The following is a 24,165-nucleotide window of genomic DNA, read 5'->3' on the forward strand; positions in this document are numbered from 1 at the left end:
GTGTAATCAGATTAAGCCTTTTTGGCTTTTGCTTTCGCAGTGACATCAATCATGATTTTTTCAACATCAGCCAAGTCAGCTTCAGTGATTTCATAAACTTGTTTGTCACCAATTCTTTCAATGATCGCATTAAACAATTCAGTTGAAAGGAATGAACGAACATTTCCTGATTGGTACTCACGCTCTTTTTCAGCATAAAGACCCAAGAATGTTTCATCGCGGAACCAAGTTTGCTTATTGGCTTTTTGAATGTGCGCCAATTCGTCATCGCTTGGGTCACGTTGCAAGAATTCAAAGAAGAAACCAGATGGTTTTCCACCCGGCAAGAACCACTCACCAGAGAAAACTTGAATCAAATTCTCGTGATCGTCTTTCAAAATCGGAGTCACGAACTGAACACCGCGCTCAAGGCAGTGCTCATAGAAGCCAATCAAGTCTGGAGTGCGCAATGCCAAATGCTGAACATGCGCCACGTTCTCATGGCCATCAAGCATTTGACGAACATGAGAAGGCTCATTAGCTGGCTCAGAAGGTTGAACGATCGCAAAGATCGTCGGAAGTGGATCTTTCTCTTTCGGTTCCCAAGATCCCACCTTCGTAGCGTAAGTCATAGAAACGTCTTTTTCACCGTTTTTGCCTTTACGCTTTTTTTCATAAAGAAGATCATCAGGAGTCGTACCAAAAATAATACGGAAAACCGCATAAGTCAGAATGTAAAGTTTTGGGTGAAACAACATCGTCGTATGATCGATGGTGAAATTCATAAATGGCTTCTTAGTCATCATTCCTCCAAGAATGAACCGATATTAGAAACCAAACTCCCACAGGTCAACTCAACAGCTCCCATAATTCCTCCTTGCTTGCCAACTAATGCGCCGCGGAGAGCCTAAAGTACTCGGTGGAGTCCCTCTTTAATGCGGGGATTTGGTGAATAACTAAATCTTTGCCGGTGCTTCGTTCGGCACGGCATCCTGCCTCGTCGCCGCCGGGCTGCGCCCGGTTCGCGCATCCTGCGCCGGCGAAGGCCTCTCTGCGACCAGCAAAGATTTAGTTATTCACCAAATTTGCGTTGAAGGGGGCTTTTTGAGTTTTCTAGGGCTGGGGTGGAAAAAATTGGAAGGGAAGGCGTCGGATTAGGCAGCCTAAATCGCGGCGTATTTTTTTGCGCCCAATCCTTAGGTCATTTTCTTTCTTTGAACGAGGGGCGGCTCATTACGAAATTTGCCGTGTAAGGAAATCCTTGATGGTCGTAGAGAGGCCTTCGCCGGCGCCACGATGGCGCGAACCGAGCGAAGCTCGGCGGCGATTGAGCCCGGATGGCGTGCCGACCGAAGCACCAGCAAGGATTTCCTTACACGGCAAATCCCCGCAATGACCCGTTCCCCACACGAGCGAAGAAAAAAAGACTGGGAGTGTCCACGTATGGGCACTCCCAATTTGAATCAGGCGTTTTTAGGGCCGATTCGGAGATAATTTTTTGACTGTTTATTGGCATCTCGGGTTTTTACTTTCGTAATTACATTCAATCGCCTTTAACTTCATCAAATAACTATCTCAATGTTGAGCATCAGGTTTTCTAGGTTTGGGTTGATTCACATCGCTAGCATAACTAGTTTTGTTAATTTTCTCCTCGCTAGAAGTATCGCTGGCGCTCAATTTATTTTTAAATTCATTAAATTTTTTGGTCGCTTCCTCTTTTGACAATCCATAAGCCTTTTGAATTTGGCCTTCAAGTTTAGTCATATCACCTTTAAGGGAATCAATTTCATCGTCGGTGAGTTTTCCCCAGGCTGTTTTAATTTTGCCTTTGAGAATCTTCCAGTCACCGCCTACGGTATCCTTGTTCATAAGATCCTCCTTGTTAACTCAATTGCACACCCGTTTTCGAAAATTTGAAATAGCAATGCGTGAACTTGTTAAAAAGCGCGGACCTCCATCAACATTTCTTGTCGACATGAAACATTTGGGGAGTAATGGCTGGTTACAACTGTTAGACACGGATTGTCTTTGGACGCATTAGATTTGCTACCTGACATATTTCTGAGTAGCGTTTGCTCATGTCTAGTGGATTTAAAACGATTTCAGTCATTTTATTTGTTCTTGGTTCTTCAGTCTCCGCGACTGCGGACATTGTTGATTGGAGCCCTTCCGCACGGATTCCCGAACAGGGTCGCGCCAATATTTTGAATCTCGATCAGGGTCAGCTTGAGCAGTACCGTGACGCGGGATTGATTCACGCGCAGATTTATCCGGTGACCGTGACTGGCGTTTTGCCGCCCTTGCAACCGGTGCGAAATTTTATTGAAGATCGTTCGTGGAATCCGCTGAAAGAGCTTCTTAATAAAGTTATTCGTAATATCACAGGCTTTACAAGTTTTGATGGCTTCCTCAGTCGCCTGGGTTTGCACAAGTATCCCAAGGCCACTGATGCAGGTGTTTATGCGGTTCCTTATCCTGAAGGAAGTCGCCCTGATTATCGCATGGGATTTGGAGTTATTGAACGGGGTGGGGCCCAGGGTTTCACGTTCTCCTGCGCGGCTTGCCACTCCTCAGAGCTGTTTGGAAAAACCGTATTGGGTCTTACCAATCGATTTCCGCGAGCGAATGAATTTTTTGTGAAAGCAAAAAAGATCACGGGTTATTATAACTCTTGGTTCTTCCAGCACTGGACGGGAGCTTCGCAAAGTGAAGCGGCTTTGATGGATGAAGCCGTTCGAAACCTAGGACGAGTGGAAGTAAAGAATCCAATCATGGTGGGACTTGATACCTCATTGGCTCAGGTCGCTCTTTCATTGAATCGCCGTCAACAAGACGCCTATGCAACTCCTTCACCAGCTCTCGAACGCAATCCTCGTAAAGATCCTTTCTTGGATGACTATCCTGCGGACTCAAAGCCTGCGGTCTGGTGGAATCTGAAATATAAAAACCGCTGGCTTTCAGATGGCAGCGTGATTTCGGGAAATCCTATTTTCACAAATATTATCTGGAATGAAGTGGGCCGAGGTGCAGATCTGCGCGTTTTGGAAAATTGGCTTAGTCAGAACCAGCAAGTTGTTGATGAACTGACCGCAGCTGTATTTTCAGCGGAAGCTCCACGCATCACGGATTTCTTTCCGGCAGAGCGCATTGATGTGGGGCGTGCTAAAATTGGCGAACAGATTTTCAATAACACCTGTGCTCAATGTCACGGAGTTTATGAAAAGGCATGGAGTCTTCCAGGTTCAGAGACTTGGCCGAAAGAGATGCAGCTTCGCACCACAAAGGTGATTCCGCGCAGAGACACTCCTGTTGAGGAGGTCGGCACCGATCCCTATCGCCGTCTGGGGATGAAGTCACTAGAGCAGCTCAATAATCTGTCGATTTCCAGAAAAAATGGAATCGTTATCCAAGCACAGCCTGGTTATGTGCCGCCACCGTTGGTGGGTATTTGGGCTCGATGGCCTTATATGCACAACAACTCCATTCCAAGTCTTTGTGCCGTGTTGACGCCTGCGAAACAGCGTCCACAGGTTTATTATGCCGGCGAGGCGCGAGATAAAGAAAAAGATTTTGATTTTGAATGCAATGGATATCCTCTGGGTCCCAAGACACCTGCAGCTTGGAAAGAGGATGACTTTCTTTATGTCACCACTCGCCGCGGGATGAGCAATGCGGGCCACGACGAGGGGATCTTTCTGGAGCAGGGGCGTGAGATCCTGTCGGTTCAAGACAAGAAGGACTTAATTCAATATTTGCAAACTCTGTAGAACCAAGCTGCTAGCTGCGAGTCGCTATTCTATGCAGTTGCGCGATTTTCTCTGAGAGATTTTCTTTCAGAGAAGATTTTTGCTCTGGGGTGAGAGTACTTAAAACCTGCGCCACTAATTTCTGCATGTCTTTTTGATATTTGGCCAAGGCTTCGCGATATTCCGGAAGATCATAGGATTCGGGATTGCTGTAGTAGTTTTTCACGAAAGCCTTCATTTGCTCCGTTGAGCTTGTTTCCCGTAGGAACTTTTGGAAAACGAATTCCTTATTCTTTACTTTGAGATCCGCGGGGAAGGGCGAAGTGTTCAGGCTTTCCTCGAGCATATTTTTTTGTTCTTTGTTAAGTGAGCCTATGAACATTTCGAACCAGTCGATATATTTGTCGCGGTATTCAGACTTAAACTTGGCCTTATCTTGGAATTTCTCAAGATCTTCCATATTTTTTTTGTGGAAGGCCTTGGTGAAATAGGTGATTTGCTCTGGGTTGGTGGTCGCAATGAAATCGACGGCAGTGTCTGAAAACTTGGAATTGATCTGCTCGATGTCTTTCAGGAACAGGGCAAAATAGAAAGACACTCGGTCTTCACTGAGGGGGCCGTCGTTGACTTCTTTTTGAATACCCTTAAGGCGCTCAATCCAGGTGGGCAGGACTTCAGTGCGGATGGCCTGCAGATCCTTGTTGATGTCATTCTTGAGTTCTTTACTTTGTTTTGAAGAGATATCGAAGTAGTCATCAACCTTGGAGGCAATATAGGTGTCGGCCCAGCGGAAGGCGATGTCGAGACGGCTGCAGCCTGTTAAGAATACGAAACTCAGACACAAGCACAAAAGGACTCTGTTCATTTCAACTTCCTTGTTGCGAGTTCTTCTAAGATGTCAGCACTCAATGATGGTGGACTCGAATTAAAAATCTCAGGCCTTAGGATAGCAGACATTGCGTGAAGCAGATGTCCGGTTCCAAAGGGAGATCAGCTCTTCAAGTCGAAAGTCGATGAAGAGCTGACCAGAGATCATATTTATTTTGAGCTAGCTATGAAACTGGCGCGTGGCCTCATAAAGGAACCAGGATCGCTTTTCACTTTCATCTATCCAAACTTCAATCAGTGCGGCACTGGCAATATCGCGATGCTCTTGACATACCTCGTGAGCGGTTCTTAGAGCCGCCGTTAAAGTCCTGTTGTCATCGCAAAGCTCTGACAGCATATCTTGAGGTGTCACAAACTCCGCGTCATTATCTGGAATTCTTTGTAAGCGGGCGATATGACCAATAGAGCGCAAGGTGGTTCCACCAACCTTGCGGACTCGTTCTGCCAAAGCATCGGTCATGGCGAAGATCTGCTCCGCTTGTTCGTCCAGCAGAAGGTGCAGATCCCTGAAATGCGTTCCACTCATATGCCAGTGGAAGTTTTTTGTTTTCAGATATATTGAGTAGACGTCCGCCAAGACTAAGTTCAACGCAGCGGAAATATCTTTTGTGGCTTTTTCTCCCAAGTCAGTGGGAGTGCGTAGGGGAGCCATACGAGCATTGCGAGCATTCTGTTGTTGCTGTTGTCGATCCATAGAAACCTCCATCAGTCATGATACTCACTTCGCGCACGAATGAATGTTGTTTTAAAGCAGGGACACAGGGGCCCTGCTTTAAAACAAAATGTTACATTATTTTTCTTTGCGCACGCCTTTGAAGGGTTTGTCGTCGGCTTTAACATTTATAAATTGCCCGGTACGAGAATCACGCTCAACCCACCGCTCGGTGTGAGAGTTGAAGACCTGACTGCGATTGCGAACAGCGCCATCTCTGTGATTGTCGCCTTTTTTCCCAACGGTTGCCATAGTGACCTCCTAAAATCCTTTCAGTCGTTTTCTTGCTTTGCGTTTTTTACTGAGCCGTCCTTGATGCAAATTGTGACTCGCCAAAAACTCATCGGTTTTGGCGGCGACCTCTTCGATTCCTCCTGGAGTGTCGCGGAATGAAGCTCCTAATTCTCCTCGCGGAGAGTCTTCTTCAGACTGACTTTGTAAGCCACGAAGGGAACTGTCCATCGCACTGGCAGCCATATCCATTTGTTCTTTGACGTCGACTTCGCCGCGCATAAAATCTGGTGGGAGGTCTTCGAGAGTATCCAAGGAGGTGTCCGTCATATTGAAGCGTTTCACTGTATCTTTGATGGTCGTATGCCCCGTTTGATCTTTGTCGATCAAAATTTCGTTTTCATCGACACGATTTTCGCTGGCTTCGCCCATTTTCTTTTGTGTAAACGGCGGAACTGCGGGTGAAAATTCTCTTTCACCTTCGGGACTTCTTAGAATGAGGATCTTTGACAAGATCATAAACTCCTCCTCATGGCATTATTATAGGAGGGTGTCCTGCAGTAGAAAGGCTTAAGAATCTGTTTTCCAGCATAAAAAAAGGACCGTTGTTTCCAACAGTCCTTTTAAAATCAGTATTTTTTTAAATATCTATTCCGCTGTGAAATCCAAAGCCTTGAAGTATGCTTCAGAAGATGAAGACGTATCGTTCGAGTCATGTTGAATCGTAATAGCAACGATATCGAAATCAGCCACATTCTTGTTTGGGAAAGCACGTTTTAAGTCTTGCGCCAAATTGCGTTGGTACAGTTGTGCTTTGCCAAGTTGGTCCTGGCTGTTAAGCAACAATTGTTTCGCTTCTGGCAAAGTCGCAACGACCACGTTCTTATTAGAGTACCAGTTTTCAAAGATATCACCCGCATTGCGGACTTCGCCTGGAACTGATCCACCGAAGTAGTAGCCGAACAAGAAGACTTTGTCATTTTTTGCATCGACTGTCGTTCTGTCACCATTGGCGCGGCCATCGCGAATCGTAAACCAAACTTGGAAAGCCGAATCGTCTTTACCAGTTTTTCCTTTGACCGGATCTGCGCCGACCACGTCTTTAGTGACAGCCAACTTCAAAGACATTTTCGAGAACTCGAGCGGAGAGAAGCGGTAAGCCAATGTCGTCATACGAATTGAATTATTCGCACTTTTCATCAAAGCCCAGTCTTTTTCACCGTTAAAGTCTGCAGTGATATAACCGAAATCTTTGTTGTCGTCCAAACCACCTGGAGAACGGGATTCATAGTTGAACTGGTGATCCATGCGGAAGTGCACCATGTTCTTATGAGCGTAATCGATGCGGATCCCTTCTGGCATGTTTTGACGAGTTGCCGGAGTCACTTTTGTGCCCGCCATCGTGTCACCCAGCTTAGAGACGTCGATCACATTGTAAGGATCATAACGAAGTCCCGATTGCGGAAGTTTTGTTTTTACATCATAGCTGTCAGCAGGATCGTTGATCTTAGGAAGTACTTGGCGATTCAATTCCCAAGTATTGCTGTAAGGTACGAACTCAACCAGATGGTCTTGTTCCAATCCGATTTGTTCAACAATGCCTGGCGACTTCAAACGGAAGTACTGTCTGTCTTTGATGTAGTGAGTGTTCGCCGCACCCAAGATGACTTGCGTATTCCAGTTCAAGTTGTTTTTGTCGTCATTGATATTCAATTCAGACACACTGCTGATAAGGCCTTTCATAAAGGCTTTTTGATTGAAGCGTGAAGACAGGATTCCCGCCAAGTGATCGGCATGGATCGTCCCCATATCAACGGCTTTCAATTTCGCCGGGAACTTCGAAGAAGAGACCGTCACAACACCGTCATTGTCCTCATCGAATTGACCGATTAACTTCGTCGCTTTCATAAAGATATGAGAATCTTCCGGAGAACTTTCAAAAGTCACAGAGAAGTAACGAGTCAAACCCGTCAAAGCTCTTTCATTTTTTCTCCAGAAAGCGTCCATCGCCGTTGGTGTGATGGATTTAGCTGCTGTTTTCTCTTTGCAGATCTCAGGGCCTGAAGTTTCAGTCAAAGCTGACACAAGTGCGAACGGCACATCTGTCGTATTCAAGATGCTAGAGCCATGAAGAGGAGCTGCCACCGCAATCATCCCTTTGACGTATGTTGAGATAAAGCTTGGGCGTTTCAAGAAGGCGTGAAGAGTATCCACGGCACCTTTTGAGTAGCTCACGAACAAGTAACGAGGAGCTGCATGGCCACGTTGAGTGCGATCTTTGAAATCTTTGCTCAAATAATCCAAGATAATGTCTGCATTCACTTCGGAGCCGCAGGTGCTCTCAACAGGAGGTTGGATCACACGAAGACCCATCTCGTCACTTAAGGCACTCAAACCAAGGCTGAAGATCTCTTTGTCGAAGATGGCGTTGTAAATTCCTGGGACGTAAACAATTGTCACATCTTCCAATTTTTGATTGTAGATCTTAGTGAGCGGCGTTGGGTAGATGCGGCCCTCAAGATCTGCCTCTTTGATTGCTTCTTTCAAAAGTGTTTGCACATTTGATGGTTGCGCCTTTGAGTTTGTCTTGGTCAATGCCGAGAATGACTGAACGGCTTTTTCCTTATTGCTCACCCATTGCTTCGCGAATTGAAGGTCGCGAGTCTCAGGAAGGAATGGTTTTTCCTGGATGACGATGGAGTTCTCAAGCAAGTAAGGCATTTGATACATTTTCATAACCGCGCGTTTTGCAGGAAGCACGTAGTTTTTGATTTGGTCCATGATGCCGCCACCATTCAAATCCACATGTTGCATATCGAGGTTGGCAGTTTTTTGATCCTGCAACAAGCCTACTTTTTCTTTCACTTTGTTTACGCGCGGATCATTCATCAATTTTTCTACAGAACCTGAAGTCAAAACCGCATCCGTCACCGAACCGATATCTTCCGGGGAAATCATCGTTTGGACGTCGAATTTTGAAACGTCGAAGCTCATTGGTGAAAGACTTTTGCCAGTTGGATCGTTGAACGGATCGAACTTGAAGGCATCCATGAAGCTCTTCATTTCAGAAACCAGGAAGTAAGGACGAGTGTCAGCTACGAATTTAGAGATATGACGGAAGATGCGTTTTTGGCTCAAGTCTTTAGCATCTGTTTGGATGCCTTGCTTGTAGTTAGCCAACACTTGCGCCAAGGCGTCTTTTCCAGTGGCTTTATGTTTGCCTACTGATTCTGCAAAAAGCTCTTTCGCCTCAACACCGATGAATGGGAGGATGTCTTTGGAACGAACTTGGCCAGGGACTTTACGTTTGTTGGAAGCAATCAAACCGTAAGATGAAGCCGCCGTCAAAGAACCGTGAGTGCGGTACATTTTTGCGAATGCGCCCAAAGAGTTTTTGATGAAATTTCCATCTTTAATAGTCAAGATGAAGTCCGGGAAGTCGAAGTTTCTTTCTGAAGCAGACTCAACAATGCGGAAGAGAGCATCTGGGTAAGGTGTTCCCTCTGACGCTTTAAAGGCTTCTGTTGCGTTCAATGCCTTTGGCGCTGCTTGAGTTGATTGAGCTGCTGTTGGCAAATGAAGGGGATTTCCTTGCGTTGGGAAATAGTAGTACAAGCCTTTTGCTTTATTGTATTGAATTTTTGCTTCACCTTGGCCGGTGATGACGGTCATCAAAGTTTCTGATGTGTTGTTTCTGTTCACAGAAACCGCCATATCGAACCAAGCTTCCTTGCGGAATTCCTCAATAAGAGGCTTCATGTTTTTGCGATCTTTTAAGTAAACCGGAGCCCAAGAGCCCAAAGCTAACAATGGCATAGCCACGTCTTTGTTGTCTTTAAGCTGTTGCACGAAGTTCATGCCGGCACGCTTAACAACGTCTGCGACTTCGACACCATTCAATTCTTGCTCTTTGCCACCTTCTTGGAAGCGGCCGATATTACCGTGGTCTGAAACCAGGACAACTTCAACGTCTTGTCCTTTTTCTTTGTAGCTTTGGATCAGGCGTTTTACTTCCGCATCAAGAGTTTTCAAGACAGGATAAAGGCGGTTCAATTGAGTATGCGCCGTGGAGTCTACCGCGCCAACATAGCCTGTGAGGAATTTTTTTGGTTTTGCGGCGATCAAATCATCAACCACAGTTTTTACTTCAAGCTTTGGTACTTCCTCAGTTGGGAAGTACATCAAAGCCTCAACATAGGGATTGAAGAAAGCATCGAAGGCACCCATGTAGTATTTAGGGAAAGCCAGGCGGCGATAGTAGTCGCGAGGGTCACCTTGGACAGATTGGCTGGATTCATCGAAATAAGTGGCCTCTACGGATTTAATACGACCGGCAGCTCCGAAAAGGTCTGCTGTATTTGTGATCGTTGACCAAGACAAGTCCGTCATAGAAGGGAACGGGGCGACGTGGGCGCCAGCACTGGTGAACTCTTTAAAGAGGCCTTGTCGTTGCGCTTGTTGGAAGGCGAAGTAACTGAAACCATCCACGGCCAATACAATTGTTTGCACTTGCTGTGCAGGGGCTGCAGCTTGGGCATTCTTCCAAGGAAGATTGAAAGCCTTTGCAGGTTGAACGGCTCCTAGAGTCAGGGAGCTTGCGATCATACCGGCAGCTAGCAAACGACTGTAATTAAATGAACGTTTCATGTAAACCTCCACGAGATTTAAAACTTGTCTCAACCTGAATAGAGGCAAGGGGGATGCCAAAGGGACTTGCGCCAATTGTTTTATAAAAGAGATGACGGAGGTGGATGGCATGGCAATTGTTTCACTTCGAGATGAGTGACGTTTATTAGGCGTGGCTGTCTAGATTTTCGCGGCCCTTGCCATTCCTGGGGCCGTGTTATATTTTGAGCCATACATGGAGTTCATATGACAATTGCGATCAAACTAGGGATGACAGTGGCGGCTATTGGATTATGGCTAGTAACGCAAAGACTTCTAGGGCAGCGTCAGATGACTTTCAAAGATCGCATCGGAGATCTGGTTCATGTGTTCACGGAAAAGTGGAGCTTGTATCTAAATCAGTCTCCACGAGTGGCTGATGCTTTGTTGATTTCAAGTTCTTTGGTTATTGATGCTGTTGGTATCTTTTTGATCGTGCAGACGTTGCTAGGAACAAGTGTCAGACCGTTATTAGCCCTTTTGGTGTTGTTCACACTTCGACAAATCAATCAGGCTATTACGGTGTTGCCGACGCCGGAGGGGATGATTTGGAGAAATCCAGGAGTGCCTTCTTTGTTTGTGACCTATGGCGTTTCCAATGATTTGTTTTTCTCTGGCCACACGGCTTTGGCGGTTTTGGGGGCTTTGGAAATTGCGCAACTGGGCGGTGGCCTGTTTCTGGCGTTGGCGATCGCAGTTGTGATATTTGAAGTGGCGACTGTGATTTTACTCAGAGCCCATTGGACCATGGATGTTTTTGCAGGAGCAATCTCAGCTCTTTGGGTGCACGATATCGTGTCGCGCTTTGCGCCGACTGTCGATGCATGGATCGCGACAATTTAACGACGAACAAATCTTTCGACTTGCTCCAAGACCCATTGTGGATCTTCCAGGGTCAAATCATGGCCTGCCTCAGGATGACGGACCAGAGGAAGATTCCACACCTCCGCAATTTTTTGCGAACATTCAGGATGGACGACCTTATCTTTGCCCGAAGATAGAACCAACACAGGTGCTGGCGGCGTGGGGCGCTGTGGGACTTGTGCCGCCAAAAAAAGCTGCCATAAAAAATTAATGGGCTTCACCGGATATTCAACTCCGCGAGGGCCCCAATGAGAAGCGACTTGTTCAATACGCTCTTGGGGAATTCCGGACGTGGTCATACGGATAATCATCTCTTCTCGTCTTGAAATATCTTTCTGCAACGAAGAGTGAAAGATCTGCTTCAGCGAGTAGGGAGTAATGCGTTTGTAAACTGGGGAGTTATTCAAACTGCAATTAATCAGAATCACCGCTTCGACTTCATCAGGATGGTGATGAGCCCACTCTAATGAAAGCATCCCCCCCAAAGAAAATCCCAAAAGAATTTTCTTACCTTCAGCGGGAACTTGTTCGCGTAGAGCATGGATATTTTTTTTCAAGTTCAAGGGCGTGCTGTGCTGATGATGGCGGCCATTGCCAAGAATATCTGCCGTGTGGAATTGATCCTGCGGGAAACGGGCTTGCAACTGGGGAAGAAAATCCCACCAGTGAAAAGCTTCGCTCATTATTCCTCTGACGAGGACCCATTGTTTAGGAACAAGATTAGCCACCGGTAATGACCCTTTACTAGCCGAAGGTGATGAGAGGACAAAGGTAAAAATAATGAATGGACGCCGGCTTGGCAATCCTTCTTTTTTTGTCGTTTTTTTTAACACTTTCGGTTGCTATGCGGTCCTTATTGGTCCTCTGAAATGCGAAATACCAGTGGATAAACTAAACCAAAATGCCGATAAGCTGCATATGGATTCGGCATCTTACCTGAAAACTTTGATCTCCCGTTGGGGGGTGGAATTAAGCCTGGTCGCCTTGCTGGCACTGGCTTTTTCGTTATTTCAGGATACCAAGCTTTTTGAAACCGCGTCCGCACCAATCACACCATTAAGTGATGAGGCGGCAAAGTCAGTCAAAGATTTGGTGAAGATTTTCGATAAAGCAAAATTGCATCAACGAAGCTACCTGAAAACGCGGTCGAATGAGGATCTTCAGGTTTACAATCAGCAAGTGACTCTGGTGAACACCAAAATGGTGGAGCTTACCCAAGGGGTCAAAGAAAATCCTGAGCAACAACTTCCGGTGTATCATTTCAATCAACTGGTTTGGGGTGAGTTCGATAATTTAAATAAAGAGCTCACGGCAGGTAAGATCAGCCGAAATCCAGCACAAGCTGATAAACTCTACCAAACAGCAGAAGGTCTTTTGAAGGTGTCTTTGGCACCTAAGACAGCATTTTTAAAATTTGGTGGTGTGAGCCTTTCAAAGGCCGAGTGCGCCGCTTTGGTTGCATTGCTGTTGTTCATTACCATGTTTATCAGTCGTCAATGGCATCGCGATGAATTCTTGGAGCAGAAATCCGAATCTTTAACCTTAAAAAATCGCTCGCTCTTTTTAGACACGCTTTTGGCTAGCATGAGTGAGGCCTTGATAGTGATCGACCAAGACGGCCACTTTACTCAGTATAATGCGGCTGCGCAAAGAATTGTCGGCACCAGAATTAAAGATGTCTTCAATGATTGGAGCTTGCACGAGCTTGGCTTCTATAACGTCACCACCGGAGTCCCGTTCAGCAAAGAGGAATTGCCGTTTTATAAAGCCTTGTACGGAGAGACGGTGGACGATCTGGAGATCTTTGTCAAAAATGCTGCACATCCAGAAGGGATGTATATCAGTTTAAGCAGTCGCTGCATTAACGATATCGATGGCAGTATTCGTGGAGCCCTGGTGGTTTTCCGTGATATCACGCGCCGAAAGCAAATTGAAAAAGAATATCAGAAGGCCCGGGAAGCGGCGGTCGAAGCTTCTTTGAAAAAGTCTGATTTCCTGGCAGCCATGAGCCATGAGATCCGCACGCCAATGAACGGTGTGATTGGTATGACCACGCTGTTGGCAGACACCTCGCTGAATGAAGAACAGAAGGAATACGTCGGAACAGTGAAGAGATCGGCGGAGTCTCTCTTGATGCTCATCAATGACATTCTGGATTATTCGAAAATTGAAGCAGGCAAGATCTCACTTGACCCTCAGCCTTTTGATTTAAGATTTTTGGTTCGTGATATGACAGAGATCTTTAAGCCCGTCGTTTCAGAAAAAGGTATTCATTTTGAATTGACCATGAACGAGCGCTCGGCTTGGAACTTTATCGGGGATCAAGGACGCTTGCGTCAGGTTTTGGTGAATCTGCTAGGCAATGCCGTCAAGTTTACGTCGGTAGGGACTGTGGAGTTGGCGATCTCACAGTTTAATCAGAAAAATGGAAAGTCTTTATTGCGCTTTGAAGTGAAGGACACAGGGCCAGGTCTTCGCGAAGAAGATCGCAAGTCTCTCTTTCAAAAATATTTTCAAACCAAAGATGGCATGAAGGTGGGCGGCACTGGCTTGGGCCTTTCCATTTCAAAGCAGTTAGTGGATCTGATGGGGGGAAGTATTGGCGTGGAAAGTGTCTTCCAGGCGGGTTCGACTTTCTGGTTCACGGTGGAGTTGCCGCAGTGCCAAGCTCAGGATTTGCCACGCAGTTCGGAAGTGGCATTTGCGAAGTTGTTTAAAGGTCACGTTTTGGTGGCGGAAGATCAACTCGTGAATCAGCGGGTGGCGATCAGTTATTTGCAGAAGTTGGGCCTAACGGTCGAGATCGCGGCGCAGGGGCGGTTGGCATTGGATAAAGTCCGGACCGGCAACTATGATCTCGTTTTTATGGACTGTCAGATGCCGGTCATGAACGGCTTTGAATCGACCCGTGAAATCCGAAAGTTCGAATCAGAAGCGCAGCGAAACAGAACTCCAATTATAGCTTTGACTGCAAATGGCGTCAGTTCTGAAGAGCATACTTATAAAGAGGCCGGAATGGATGACTATCTGGCCAAACCTTTAGAACTTTCAAGGTTGATTGAGGTCTTGCATCGCTGGCTGCAGCCAAATGTTGAAGTGATTGATTTGAGCGTTATTGAAAAGTTGCAAAAGTTTGTCGTGAAGGATCAGAACTTGATTGCGGCCCTCATCGAAGATTTTGAGCTGTCGGCGCCGGGATTGATTCAGACCATGAATGAGGCAGCGAGCACCGGCGAATTACAGGCAGTTTCAGAGGCCGCTCATGCATTGAAGTCCGCTAGCGCTTCGTTAGGGGCAAAGCCTCTCGCTGAGCTCTGCCAGGAAATTGAAGACTGTAATAACTCACAGAAAGCGAAAGAACTTGTCGCTCAAATTGAATTGCACTACACGAGAAGTCTGAATGAACTGAATAAGAGGAAAATGATATGGCAAAAATCCTCATAGTCGACGATCAAAAAAGTGTCTTGATGACCTTAGAGGCTCTTCTAAGTCCAGAGGGGCATATTGTGGTTGCCGCGACGAATGCGATCGATGCCCTTCATCATTTGGCAACAGAGCCCTTTGATTTGGTTATCACCGATGCGATCATGCCGGGAGGCGGGGATGGCTATGCATTGACCCGCACCATTCGTAAGCAGCCCAAGGTCGCAAATCTTCCGGTCATTCTGTTGACCGGAAAACGCGAAAAAAGTGACGTTGAAAAGGGCATTGAATCTGGGGTGAATGATTACGTCGTAAAACCTATTGATCCAGAACTACTATTGGCTAAGATTCGCAATCTCTTATCGATTGAGTCAGCCAATGCCATGAAGTTTATTGAAGCCCCGGTCAGTTTCAAAGCAGAATGGGAGACGAAGACTGAAGTGGTTTCTGTTTCGGAGATGGGATTCACTTTACATTCAAATACGCCGATGCCACTGGGGCGAATTGTGCGCTTAAATAGTCCGGTCTTTGCTGACATTGGAATTGAAAAGATGCCACTGCGTGTGGATTCGTGCGAAGAACTGGCGGGCCCAGACAGTGGCTTTAAGATTCATGCTCAATTTGTGGGGCTGACCGAAAAGGAATTGACGCCGCTCCGTCTTTGGATTCGCAAAAAATCAATTTAAATAAAAAAAAGGCACACAACATTCTACAGTTGTGTGCCTTTGAATTTAATTAGAACAATCTTATTTGCACATTGCTAAGTTTTTGCTGCCGTTAACGATGGAGTTATAAGGTGTTGAATTGGTGCTGCGAAGAACGGACCAGTATCTCGCGCCACCTTTCCAGCCACTGACATTTCCAGCAATTCTTTTGTCACGACCAATCCAACGATCGAGGATTCTGATGCCGCAGCTAAGATTTTGCTTTGGATCATGTAAGTCCTTGGTCGTTTTAAAAGCACAACCGTAGGCGTTGCCACTTTCAATTGAAATTTGCAAAAGTCCACGACTGACCACGCGGTTGCCATTACTGTCGTTGAAGTTTTCAGTGTAAGTGGTGTTGGTGTTAAAATTACTTTCAAAACGTACCATGGATGAAATCAAGAAGGACCAGTATTGTTTACGTTGAGCCGTCGTAAGTTTGCTGTATTTTGGACAAAACAAACTTTGATCCGCAGGAACCACATTGAGTAGATTTTGACCAATTCTGTCCAGCTCGCTTTCAACGTGGGCTGTCCATGCGCTGCTTCCAGATACTTTCGCTTCCCACAGAGGAACGACTTCACGGGTTGTTGGTTCAGCTGGTGGATTGGGAGTGGGTGTCGGAGTCGGAGTGGTTACCGTGCCCGAGGACCAGTCTCGATCGCGAGTGCCTTTGTCCACAACAGCATAGATCAAGCTTCCATTTTTCAAGGCAGCGATCACTTTATCGCGGTAAGCGGGAAGGACAGCCGGGCAACCCCAGCTACGCCCCTGAATCACACTGGCTTCAGAAACGTATGCAGCAGGATGGATAACGATAGAGCGGGCACGAACATTTGAATTTGTTGATGAAAGACCATCAAGTTTCAAAGAGAGGCCATGTGAGCCAATGTAAGTTTCACCCGTTCTCATGTAACCCAAAGAGCTTGCGTTGGATCCAGAAGTGTTGCTGAATTTTTCTGCGTAACCATCATGATTGGCATCCGAGCCTTTACCATGAGCTGTATGAATGGCCCAAACTCCGCCGCTGTTCATATCAACCATATAGAAGCGCGCTTCTTTAGAGCTTTGTCCATAGTTGATGACTGAAATATAGTTGCGGTTGCTGAATTTGGATTTATTTTGTTCGAAGTAAACTACCGCATCTTCGAGAGCCTTTGTAGGAACAAGGTGCTTAGGATCGAGATAAGCATATTTAGCAAGAATCGCAGCGCGATCCGACGTAGCAGTGGTTTCAACAGCAATATCATCTGCAACTTTCTGAGACTCGTCTGCCAAAGGTGTTTCCACGACTTGTTCTTGAGTCGTTTCGTCTGGCAGGACAGTTTCTCCATTTTGGTTAGTGTGTGAGCCGTTGCCACAAGCGGCTAAGGTTAAAAGTGAAGTGGCTAGGATCGTATTTCTGAAACGTGCGAAGAGTGTATGTCGTTTTACATTAATCGTCATTATTCCCTCCGGATTGTGCGATAACAAACCGTACCCGGGAAGAATTGCAGAATGGAAAATTACATTGCGGAATTAATAAAAATAAGACCTTGTGCGGAGGTTATACGAGAGCGGTTGTGGTTTTGATTCATGTTCGTCAATACGGAAGACTCGGAAACAAACCAAAGTTAATATTTGTTTCCACTGCATTTTCGGAAAACGCCTGAGCTTGTATTTTCACAGTGGGCATGTATTTTACCTGCAGACCTAGCCGTTCGTGCGCAGGAAATTTTAGGCTTAAGAGATGAATATAAAACTTCTTTTGCTCTCGACCTTGGGGATCTTTCTGATTTCAGGATGCGGATCACGCAGAACATTTCTGGATGACTTTCTGTATCTCGGGGGCTCATCAATGACCCAGATTGATCAGTATTTCGATCTGGATACAAAACAGCATGAGCAGCTGGAGCAAAATATCGATGCGGATTTAGATCGCCTGCGTAAGGCGCGCTTTAAGCAGATCGCAAAAACTTTGCGGGAGATTGAAAAGAGCAGTCAGAAGTCTGATAACAAGAAAGTGATGTCCGCGGCGTATGCAGACTTGCAGAAGGAGTACCTGGAGGCCAGTACTTACTTCAAAGGTTCCACCGTAAAATTAATAACCTCGTTGAAAGAACCCCAACTGAAGACCTTTAAGACGAAAGCGGAAAAAGAAATCTCTGAGACAAAGCTGGCGCCGCCTGAGGTATTAAATGAAGAGCTGATTGGCCGATACAAACGTGGCCTTGAATTTTGGGTGGGTGACTTAACGACGGCACAGCAGCAAAGCATCGCCCAGTTTACTCGAGAGCATCCATTCCCTTGGAATGAAAAGATAAAGAATAAGGAAGCTATTTTGAATCGTTTTATGGCGGTCCATCAAGATCCCGTGCAATTGCGCAAGTTCTCAGAGGATTTTGTTTCAGAATATCCGAAGATCAGGATTCCCACCTATGCCACAGCTGTTACTGCTTATGAAAAGGAATTTCAAAATTTCCTTGATTCATTTTGGATCAGCTTAAGTCCGGAGCAAAAGAACCGACTTCAGGAGTATCTGATTGTTCGCGCCGACAAGTTAGAGCAATTGGCAAAAAGGCCCTAAAAAACTCTATGAAGTTTAGGCTTTCTCTGTATCATAAGACAGAGGGGGAGATATGTTGAAAGTTGTGCGGGTCGTTGTCAGCTGTATGATCTTTGGTGCTGTCACAGGTTGTACCACGGCAAAGAAATCGACGAGCAAAGAGTCCACAGCTCCAATGCATTCAAGAGATGAAGGGGGACCTTCGATTGACTACAATGCTTTGCAAACATATTTGCAACTTGATCGCGATCCTGAAACCTTGGGTTTTACAGAAAAATCATTTAATACCTGTGATGCGGGCTTTGGATATTCTCGTTCTCAGAACTGCCATAAGGAATATTTTGTCGTTCTTCATTTTCGTCTTTTATGCCGCGATTCCGAAGGAACAATATCAACCGTCCTGACAGAGAGCGATGTGACTCCGATTGCGGGGCGTCCCGTGAAATGGCAACTCAAGGGAGTTGCCGGAACGACGATGACCGATGGAAATGGCTATGGACAAATTCGTACAGTGGCTTCAAGTTCCCAGAATCGCCAGCGTCTTAAACTCACCGTAGGGAATGAATTTCTATATATGCGCTCCAACGAGATCACGAAGGTAATCACTCCGCGGCCTTGGTGTTCTCAGTAGGGCGCTCGGTGCGAATCCAATTGCCCAGAGCGGACCAGGCTTGGCGACCTTCAATCTGACTGTGATCGTAAACATCAATGCCCAGGCCCATGTTGTTGATAGACTTTAATGTGTCTTTGAATTCTTCGATTGTTGGGTTGACTGTAGTGGTTTGTCCATACCAAGGAGAAATCTCAACATGGATAATGGGTGTACTTCGGTTTCGGACGAAAGAAACAAAGTCATGGGCAGCTTTTTGAGTCCAGGCAGGGGTGAAGACCTCGCCACCGTATTCCGCGGCCCATTGTTGCCATAGAAATTCACCAGTCAAAATATCTATTTTTTCGGGACCTTTGAGATTCAATGCTCCATCAAAATCAAATCCAACTTGGTCACGGACTTGATCCGAAGTGAGCAATTTGCCGTCGTATCCTGAAGGCCAGGTTTGCACGACGGCAGCCCGAATATTGTGGGCGTGAGCGGTGCGAGCCACGCTGGCAATAAGTTCTGTCATTCCCAAGGCCCGGATCTTTCTCCAATTCTCATCGCCGAGTTTTCCTTTTGGAAATTTCTTTTTGAATGCGGCATTGGCTGCGGGGTTGTAGTCAGGGGCTCCCGTCCAAAAACAATCCACTGTGGGCTCGACAACTTCAATCGCATAGAGGCCTGGAAACTTATTGAGAAGATCCGTGACAAATCCTTTCAGCCAGAGTCGGAATTCGGGATGCCATGCGGAAAGATGATGAGTGCGCACAAAGGGCTTATAGTCTTCTCCATTCGAAAGCTTTGAGCGCCAGCCAGGGTGTTCCTGCCAAACAAGTTTGAAGTCGTTAATTGGAATGACGGCAATGACTTTAAGTCCGCGAGAGCGTGCGGCCGTATAGACCAAAGAAAATATATTTTCGCTGCCCATGGGCTCTTCAATTTCAGTGAGTGGATAGCTTGTCAGATAGAAAGAACCGTGTAAGGAACTGTAGGCATATAGAAACAAAGCGGTCGCACCTGCCGTTGCCGCCTCATTGACCACCAGGTTGGCAATCTGTTGCGCATTCATTTCCGGATAGAGGCTGGAAAAGTACGCGGGATCGACTCTCAAACCCCGCAGGGGAGTTTCGCTCCAAGCCGGGAAAGACAGAAGGGTGAGTGCCCAGAATAGGAATGTTTGAATTGCAACTATCATTGAATCTTCGCCTCATCGAATTATCGAAGTAGATCATAGAAGCATGATGGCTTGAGTTCGTAATGACGTTGATGAAATCTAAGAATTGAGGGGATAGAGCCTGTCAAAAGGCAGGCTTTTGAAGATCAATAGCCACCTGAATCCATCATGTTGACGGTTTCCTCGATGCGAGTTTTCTCGAAGTAGTACTCAGCTTCACCGTTGGGATCTTGGCTCTTCTTCTTGAGATCTTTCAGTGTGTCTTGTATGGACTGATTGAAATCTTTGTCGGTCATGTTGATTCTGATTCGGCCGTCGACATCGTATTGCATTGCCGGGGCAAAGGTCATTTTTACTTTCATTTTGGGATCGTGTCGAGTCATCTCGGCAAGCCACTCCGACGTGGGAATTGCCTTCTTAGCAAGTGAAGGGTCCAGGGTGTAGGGCACCAGTTCGCCATTTTTAGCCACCAAAATCACCGGAGCGACATGGTATTTCCATTGGATGTATTCACCCTTTTTTGTGGGATGTGGGATTTGCAAGCGCGGGGCTTTGCTTTCATCAACCGATGCAAAACCCTTTAACGGAGTGATTCCTTTGAGCATCATAAGTCGCGACATTTCATGGGCTCTTTCCTCGCAGCCCCCGAACGAAAAGTCATAGGGGATTTCACTATGGTTCTTGAGATCTGCAAATATTTTCTGAGCATCCGCTTCACTTACAATCGTGACTTTCTTTCCTTGATAGACTCCAAGGCGGGAAGAAGAGGTCGTGAACTCCTCTGACGAGCAGGGCTTGCTATACCCCGAACGGTTGACATGTCGGAGTGTCTGATCCAGACCTGCGGCAAATGACTTGAGGTCGTCCGCTTGAGCTGGAATTGCGCCAAGTAAGAATAGAAATGCGAGCTTCAAAAACTTCATCACTCTTCTTTTCGGCAGAGAAAGGTCAGGACCTCACTGTATTTCCCAGTAAAATTGCCAGGTCCTGTCCCAAGATGAGATGCTTTTCGACAAAGCAAATTGAGTTTCATCTTTATGCGACCTAGGCTTAATTATCAGGTTAATACCAGATTAATTATTAGGGGGTCTTATGGATCTAGAGCCTCAATCAAGAAAAGTTGCTTCAAAGATTGCCGAAGTTCCAGAGGCAACAGAGAAATTTGAAGCCACGGAAGGCATGACGGAACGAGATCATAAAACCAATGATCTGAAGGACAGCCCTTTAAAAATATTTATGAACACCGAGATTTTCATATTGTTAGCGGGGCTCGTTGTGGGTGCCATTTACTTCTTTTTCTTTCGTACCTAGGCAGCCCCTTTGAATTTGCATTGGTGACTTCACAAGAATGTGTTTTGTCGCAGCTTGGTGAGCTGCCCTCAAATGACAAGTTCTACTTGGTCCTCTTTTGGACTCAAAGATAGAATACCACTATGAACAGTCTAAAGATGTTCCTTTCAATAATGTTGATTTTCGTTGGCGTGCATTCACACGCAGCGGGTAACTGTAAACGCAGCTATTCTTTGGGAGTTGCCGAAGACCAACTCAAAAGAAAAAGCTCAATCAATGGTAAGAGTGCTTTGCCGGGGATGGCGACTGAGTTATTGGATGAAATTAAAAAACGCGTGAATTGCGTATTTGACGAAGTTCCTCTGTCCCCCGAAAAGGCCTTGGTGGAATTGCAGAACTATCGCCTGGATATCTTTGCTTTTTCATTTACGAACGAATCCTTTAGGAAAGTGGCGGACGAGCAAATCATTTATTCGACCAGCAGAATTCTTCTGGTTGATAGAAAGTTCTATAAACCAGCTTGGAATGTTCAAGACTATTTAAAGAGTTCAAAAATTAAATTTGGCGCTTTGTCGATTTCTAATTATTGGTATAGCCCTGACGAGCTCCGAATGCTTGCGGCAGAAAGTCGAATCGCCTACAGTTCAAAGATCGAGATGAATGGTCATATGCTTGCCAAAGGCAAAGTTCAGGCTATCTTTACAAGTCCTGCTTTTTTACATCGGATGATTGAAGCCAAAGATATTCTTAAGACTTCAGTAGCTATACGTGACCCTGCTTTCCGGCTGACGGTGGCTTTAATGCTTTCGAAGAAACGTGTGTCCCCTGAAGAGCGTGATCAATTTGCGAAAGCTATTGAAGGGATGCGAACTGACGGGTCGATTGAAAAGATTCTTCTTCACTATGTCCCCGCGGAAGATCTTAAGACGTACTATAAATTTTAGTTTTAAAAGACAGAGCTTCCTCGAATACCCCATTGATTCTTAATCTTCTCAAGAATATAGAGCCCCGAGGTGCGATTGATTTCGCTGCCGTCCTTACGCAAACGTCTCAATATGGTTATGACATGAACCTTGTCCGCTCCCGCCTGGATGATTTCCAAAGACGCCCAGTCACTGCTTTTGAAATCTCCGCTCAGTCCAACCCGTAAATCATTGCTAGGCAGGTCTTTCACTTTTCGAAAATACGAAACTTTTCCTTTTGTAAATCGAGCATTGGGAAAGTGGTAGAGCTTAAGATGGGCGTTGAAATCCTGAGCGCTCAGGGTGGTGGTGAACTGATGCAGTAATTCACCAATGGCCTTCAGGTCTTCATCAGGGATTGCCGGACTGATCGACGTCGAGACTTGAAGGGGAGTGGAACCAACATTGATCAGAGTTTGTGCCTGCGCGTGGGCAAGGTTCAGAAGGCCCAGCAAAAGCAGAGCAAGAAATTTTCCCGAAGATGTTCTCATAGATATTCTCCCAGGATTTAGGGTAAGTTGATTTTTTTGCGATATTAAAAGCAAAACCCCTTGTGTGTGAAAGAACAAATACTAAGTAGTTTCAGGTGTTTATCAGCATTTCGAATGGCATGGTCATTGTTTTAACCCCGACGGTCTATTTGCGGGTCTACAATATAGGAGGCCAAGGATGCGCTTCACGATAATAACATTGATGTTATTGATAAGTTCCATTTCCCACGGCGAAAGCCATAACTTTAACGGTGAAATTAAGGAGGCTTCGATCAGCGAAAAAATGTTGCGTAAACGACTCTTAAGAATCCTTCAGGGAACTGAAGTTGCCATTGCATCCAACGATTCGACAGAGCAACTTCAAGCTCAAAGCCCCTCCCAAGCCTAAAAAATAGCAGTGAAGTGAGGCTCGTGAAGGTCCGATAAACTTTTCAATAGCATAAAGGAAAATTCCCAGGCGAAGACGTCACAGTCTTCGCCTTTTTATTTTTAATTAAAGCGCGTGATATACTGGCAGCGCTGACAAAGATTTTCGACAAGCTTATTGTCTTTGAATCCTTTAAGAATTTTTTGCGAGCGTTCATTGCCCAAGATCTCTTCAATAGCCTGTTCCTTGACGTTGCCCAAAGGAATTTTACCTTCCTTATCCAGGCAGCATGGAACGACTGTGCCATCGGCAAGCACACCAAAGTGGCTGGAGAGACCATAGCAGGTGCCGCGCTCGCCCAAGATGGGAAGATCCAACGCGGGCCAAGTGAACTCTGTATCAAAGTGCAAGTGCAGACGGTTCTTGATGCGCACACTCTTATTGCGACGAACATCAATGTCTTGATTGAAGGCAAACTGAAAGTGTTGGCCCACTCGATCCAGCATCGAACGATTATGGGCTCCAACGCCCAGAGGCTCATCCAAATTCCATAGGCGATAGTTAATGTAAAGCTCAGGTCGTTCCGCAAAGGCGCGCTCAGTGAATTTAAAAATTTTGTTCAAATAAATAGTGGGATCTTTATCGCCATAATTATCATGGAAGCTATGTAAAGAGAAATTCACCTGGCGAATAATCGGATGAAGCAGGAGTTCTTCTTTGACCCCGTTCATTAGAACGCCATTGGTGACCAAAAAGATCGGTGTCTGGAATTCTGCACAGACATCAATAAATTCAGCAAGCTTCGGATGAACGAGGGGATCGCCCATTAAATGCAGAGTCACCTGGTCGGTTAAGGGCGCCACCTGAGAAATGACGGAACGGAAGATCTCAAGACTCATCATGCCTTTTTCGCGCTCAACAGGAGGGCAAAAGCTGCATTGCAAGTTGCAGATATTGCTGATCTCGATATTCACTTTGTTGAAACGGCGTTTTTGTCTGATGGGCGACTCTCTTGGTTGGCCCGAACCTAGCAAAGTTCGATGGGGGAATCAATTCCATTGTATCTCTTCAGGGTCTGCGGGCGCCGATTGACTCTATTTTATTCCTAAGATCAGATCGAGACCCCAGGTGGGGCATTGGCAAGGAGATCCCTATGGAAATAGTTCAAGATCTGATTGGTAAAAAGAGTCACCCACAGACCCGGGGGATGAGCGAAGTGGAAATTCGCAAATACCTGGCTGCCCTTGAAGGTTGGAGTTTGCAAGAAGGCAAAATAGTAAAAGCGTTCTCTTTTAAGAACTACTATGAAACGATCGCGTTTGTTAATGCCTTAGCCTATATCATTCACGCCGAAGATCATCACCCCGAGCTGATTATCACTTATAATCGCTGTGTTGTTAAGTTTGATACACATTCAGTGAATGAGGGGCGGGGTGGAGTTTCGGAAAACGACTTCATTTGCGCCGCGAAGGTTGATGCGCTAATTCATTGAAAGTCATGTCATATGCCAGTCCGAAAGTTTGACTTTT

General features: G+C 45.9%; 23 protein-coding genes. 10 read left to right on the forward strand and 13 right to left on the reverse strand.

The genetic code is table 11. From position 1 onward, the window contains the following. Window positions 1-11 precede the first annotated feature (11 nt). Both NWE73_RS17130 and NWE73_RS17135 read right to left on the reverse strand, forming a co-directional pair. Entirely contained in the window at window positions 12-785 is a 774-nt protein-coding gene (locus NWE73_RS17130; RefSeq protein ID WP_277579585.1) for a VOC family protein, read from the reverse strand. Window positions 786-1,554: 769 nt separating this feature from the next. Next, window positions 1,555-1,848, reverse strand: coding sequence for a CsbD family protein (locus NWE73_RS17135; RefSeq protein ID WP_277579586.1), 294 nt, complete (start codon window positions 1,846-1,848; stop codon window positions 1,555-1,557). Window positions 1,849-2,057: 209 nt separating this feature from the next. On the opposite strand from NWE73_RS17135, the gene NWE73_RS17140 reads away from it, so the two are divergent. Next, on the forward strand, window positions 2,058-3,746 hold the full coding sequence (locus tag NWE73_RS17140; RefSeq protein ID WP_277579587.1) for a c-type cytochrome: 1,689 nt from the start codon (window positions 2,058-2,060) through the stop codon (window positions 3,744-3,746). 10 nt (window positions 3,747-3,756) lie between these two features. Here the strand turns inward: NWE73_RS17140 and NWE73_RS17145 are convergent, their stop codons facing one another. The 5 genes from NWE73_RS17145 to NWE73_RS17165 form a co-directional block, all read right to left on the reverse strand. After that, window positions 3,757-4,590, reverse strand: coding sequence for a DUF6279 family lipoprotein (locus tag NWE73_RS17145; RefSeq protein ID WP_277579588.1), 834 nt, complete (start codon window positions 4,588-4,590; stop codon window positions 3,757-3,759). A 183-nt stretch (window positions 4,591-4,773) separates the two neighbouring features. Then, window positions 4,774-5,307 carry a Dps family protein gene (locus tag NWE73_RS17150; RefSeq protein WP_277579589.1) on the reverse strand — a complete coding sequence of 178 codons (534 nt, stop codon included), beginning with the start codon at window positions 5,305-5,307 and terminating at the stop codon, window positions 4,774-4,776. Between the two features lie 96 nt (window positions 5,308-5,403). Continuing rightward, on the reverse strand, window positions 5,404-5,577 hold the full coding sequence (locus tag NWE73_RS17155) for a hypothetical protein (protein ID WP_277579590.1): 174 nt from the start codon (window positions 5,575-5,577) through the stop codon (window positions 5,404-5,406). A 9-nt stretch (window positions 5,578-5,586) separates the two neighbouring features. Further along, a complete protein-coding gene (locus NWE73_RS17160) occupies window positions 5,587-6,075 on the reverse strand; it encodes a hypothetical protein (RefSeq protein ID WP_277579591.1) in 489 nt (162 codons plus the stop codon). Window positions 6,076-6,204: 129 nt separating this feature from the next. Next, window positions 6,205-10,203, reverse strand: a complete 3,999-nt coding sequence (locus NWE73_RS17165) for an alkaline phosphatase family protein (RefSeq protein WP_277579592.1) — start codon at window positions 10,201-10,203, stop codon at window positions 6,205-6,207. Between the two features lie 225 nt (window positions 10,204-10,428). On the opposite strand from NWE73_RS17165, the gene NWE73_RS17170 reads away from it, so the two are divergent. Beyond that, window positions 10,429-11,064: a phosphatase PAP2-related protein gene (locus NWE73_RS17170; protein ID WP_277579593.1), complete on the forward strand. Its 636-nt coding sequence runs from the start codon at window positions 10,429-10,431 to the stop codon at window positions 11,062-11,064. Here the strand turns inward: NWE73_RS17170 and NWE73_RS17175 are convergent. Continuing rightward, a complete protein-coding gene (locus NWE73_RS17175) occupies window positions 11,061-11,918 on the reverse strand; it encodes an alpha/beta fold hydrolase (protein ID WP_328517233.1) in 858 nt (285 codons plus the stop codon). The two genes, NWE73_RS17170 and NWE73_RS17175, sit on opposite strands and share 4 nt — an antisense overlap. A gap of 85 nt (window positions 11,919-12,003) precedes the next feature. On the opposite strand from NWE73_RS17175, the gene NWE73_RS17180 reads away from it, so the two are divergent. After that, on the forward strand, window positions 12,004-14,529 hold the full coding sequence (locus NWE73_RS17180; RefSeq protein ID WP_277579595.1) for a PAS domain-containing hybrid sensor histidine kinase/response regulator: 2,526 nt from the start codon (window positions 12,004-12,006) through the stop codon (window positions 14,527-14,529). Beyond that, window positions 14,511-15,194 carry a response regulator gene (locus NWE73_RS17185; RefSeq protein ID WP_277579596.1) on the forward strand — a complete coding sequence of 228 codons (684 nt, stop codon included), beginning with the start codon at window positions 14,511-14,513 and terminating at the stop codon, window positions 15,192-15,194. Before NWE73_RS17180 ends, NWE73_RS17185 begins: the two co-directional genes overlap by 19 nt. Window positions 15,195-15,254: 60 nt before the next feature. Here NWE73_RS17185 and NWE73_RS17190 read toward each other — a convergent pair whose 3' ends face one another. Continuing rightward, window positions 15,255-16,658 carry a murein L,D-transpeptidase catalytic domain-containing protein gene (locus NWE73_RS17190; RefSeq protein WP_277579597.1) on the reverse strand — a complete coding sequence of 468 codons (1,404 nt, stop codon included), beginning with the start codon at window positions 16,656-16,658 and terminating at the stop codon, window positions 15,255-15,257. A 391-nt stretch (window positions 16,659-17,049) separates the two neighbouring features. Here NWE73_RS17190 and NWE73_RS17195 point away from each other — a divergent pair, with 391 nt between their 5' ends. Together NWE73_RS17195 and NWE73_RS17200 are read left to right on the forward strand one after the other, a co-directional pair. Then, on the forward strand, window positions 17,050-17,778 hold the full coding sequence (locus NWE73_RS17195; protein WP_277579598.1) for a DUF6279 family lipoprotein: 729 nt from the start codon (window positions 17,050-17,052) through the stop codon (window positions 17,776-17,778). A 52-nt stretch (window positions 17,779-17,830) separates the two neighbouring features. After that, a complete protein-coding gene (locus tag NWE73_RS17200; RefSeq protein ID WP_277579599.1) occupies window positions 17,831-18,388 on the forward strand; it encodes a hypothetical protein in 558 nt (185 codons plus the stop codon). Here the strand turns inward: NWE73_RS17200 and NWE73_RS17205 are convergent. After that, entirely contained in the window at window positions 18,360-19,547 is a 1,188-nt protein-coding gene (locus NWE73_RS17205) for a hypothetical protein (RefSeq protein ID WP_277579600.1), read from the reverse strand. The two genes, NWE73_RS17200 and NWE73_RS17205, sit on opposite strands and share 29 nt — an antisense overlap. Before the next feature lie 125 nt (window positions 19,548-19,672). Next, window positions 19,673-20,449 (reverse strand): protein-glutamine glutaminase family protein, encoded by a 777-nt coding sequence (locus NWE73_RS17210; protein ID WP_277579601.1) that lies wholly within the window; start codon window positions 20,447-20,449, stop codon window positions 19,673-19,675. 169 nt (window positions 20,450-20,618) lie between these two features. Here NWE73_RS17210 and NWE73_RS17215 point away from each other — a divergent pair, with 169 nt between their 5' ends. Both NWE73_RS17215 and NWE73_RS17220 read left to right on the forward strand, forming a co-directional pair. After that, on the forward strand, window positions 20,619-20,837 hold the full coding sequence (locus NWE73_RS17215; RefSeq protein WP_277579602.1) for a hypothetical protein: 219 nt from the start codon (window positions 20,619-20,621) through the stop codon (window positions 20,835-20,837). Between the two features lie 122 nt (window positions 20,838-20,959). Further along, on the forward strand, window positions 20,960-21,760 hold the full coding sequence (locus NWE73_RS17220) for a transporter substrate-binding domain-containing protein (RefSeq protein ID WP_277579603.1): 801 nt from the start codon (window positions 20,960-20,962) through the stop codon (window positions 21,758-21,760). Window positions 21,761-21,762: 2 nt separating this feature from the next. Here NWE73_RS17220 and NWE73_RS17225 read toward each other — a convergent pair whose 3' ends face one another. Then, window positions 21,763-22,269, reverse strand: coding sequence for a hypothetical protein (locus tag NWE73_RS17225; protein WP_277579604.1), 507 nt, complete (start codon window positions 22,267-22,269; stop codon window positions 21,763-21,765). A gap of 178 nt (window positions 22,270-22,447) precedes the next feature. Between NWE73_RS17225 and NWE73_RS17230 the strand changes: the two genes are divergently transcribed. Next, window positions 22,448-22,657 (forward strand): hypothetical protein, encoded by a 210-nt coding sequence (locus NWE73_RS17230; protein ID WP_277579605.1) that lies wholly within the window; start codon window positions 22,448-22,450, stop codon window positions 22,655-22,657. Window positions 22,658-22,758: 101 nt separating this feature from the next. Here the strand turns inward: NWE73_RS17230 and NWE73_RS17235 are convergent, their stop codons facing one another. Further along, window positions 22,759-23,610 carry a radical SAM/SPASM domain-containing protein gene (locus NWE73_RS17235; RefSeq protein ID WP_277579606.1) on the reverse strand — a complete coding sequence of 284 codons (852 nt, stop codon included), beginning with the start codon at window positions 23,608-23,610 and terminating at the stop codon, window positions 22,759-22,761. A gap of 179 nt (window positions 23,611-23,789) precedes the next feature. Here NWE73_RS17235 and NWE73_RS17240 point away from each other — a divergent pair, with 179 nt between their 5' ends. After that, window positions 23,790-24,128, forward strand: coding sequence for a 4a-hydroxytetrahydrobiopterin dehydratase (locus NWE73_RS17240; RefSeq protein ID WP_277579607.1), 339 nt, complete (start codon window positions 23,790-23,792; stop codon window positions 24,126-24,128). Window positions 24,129-24,165 lie beyond the last annotated feature (37 nt).

It is taken from the genome of Bdellovibrio svalbardensis, from assembly GCF_029531655.1.
GTDB lineage: Bacteria > Bdellovibrionota > Bdellovibrionia > Bdellovibrionales > Bdellovibrionaceae > Bdellovibrio > Bdellovibrio svalbardensis.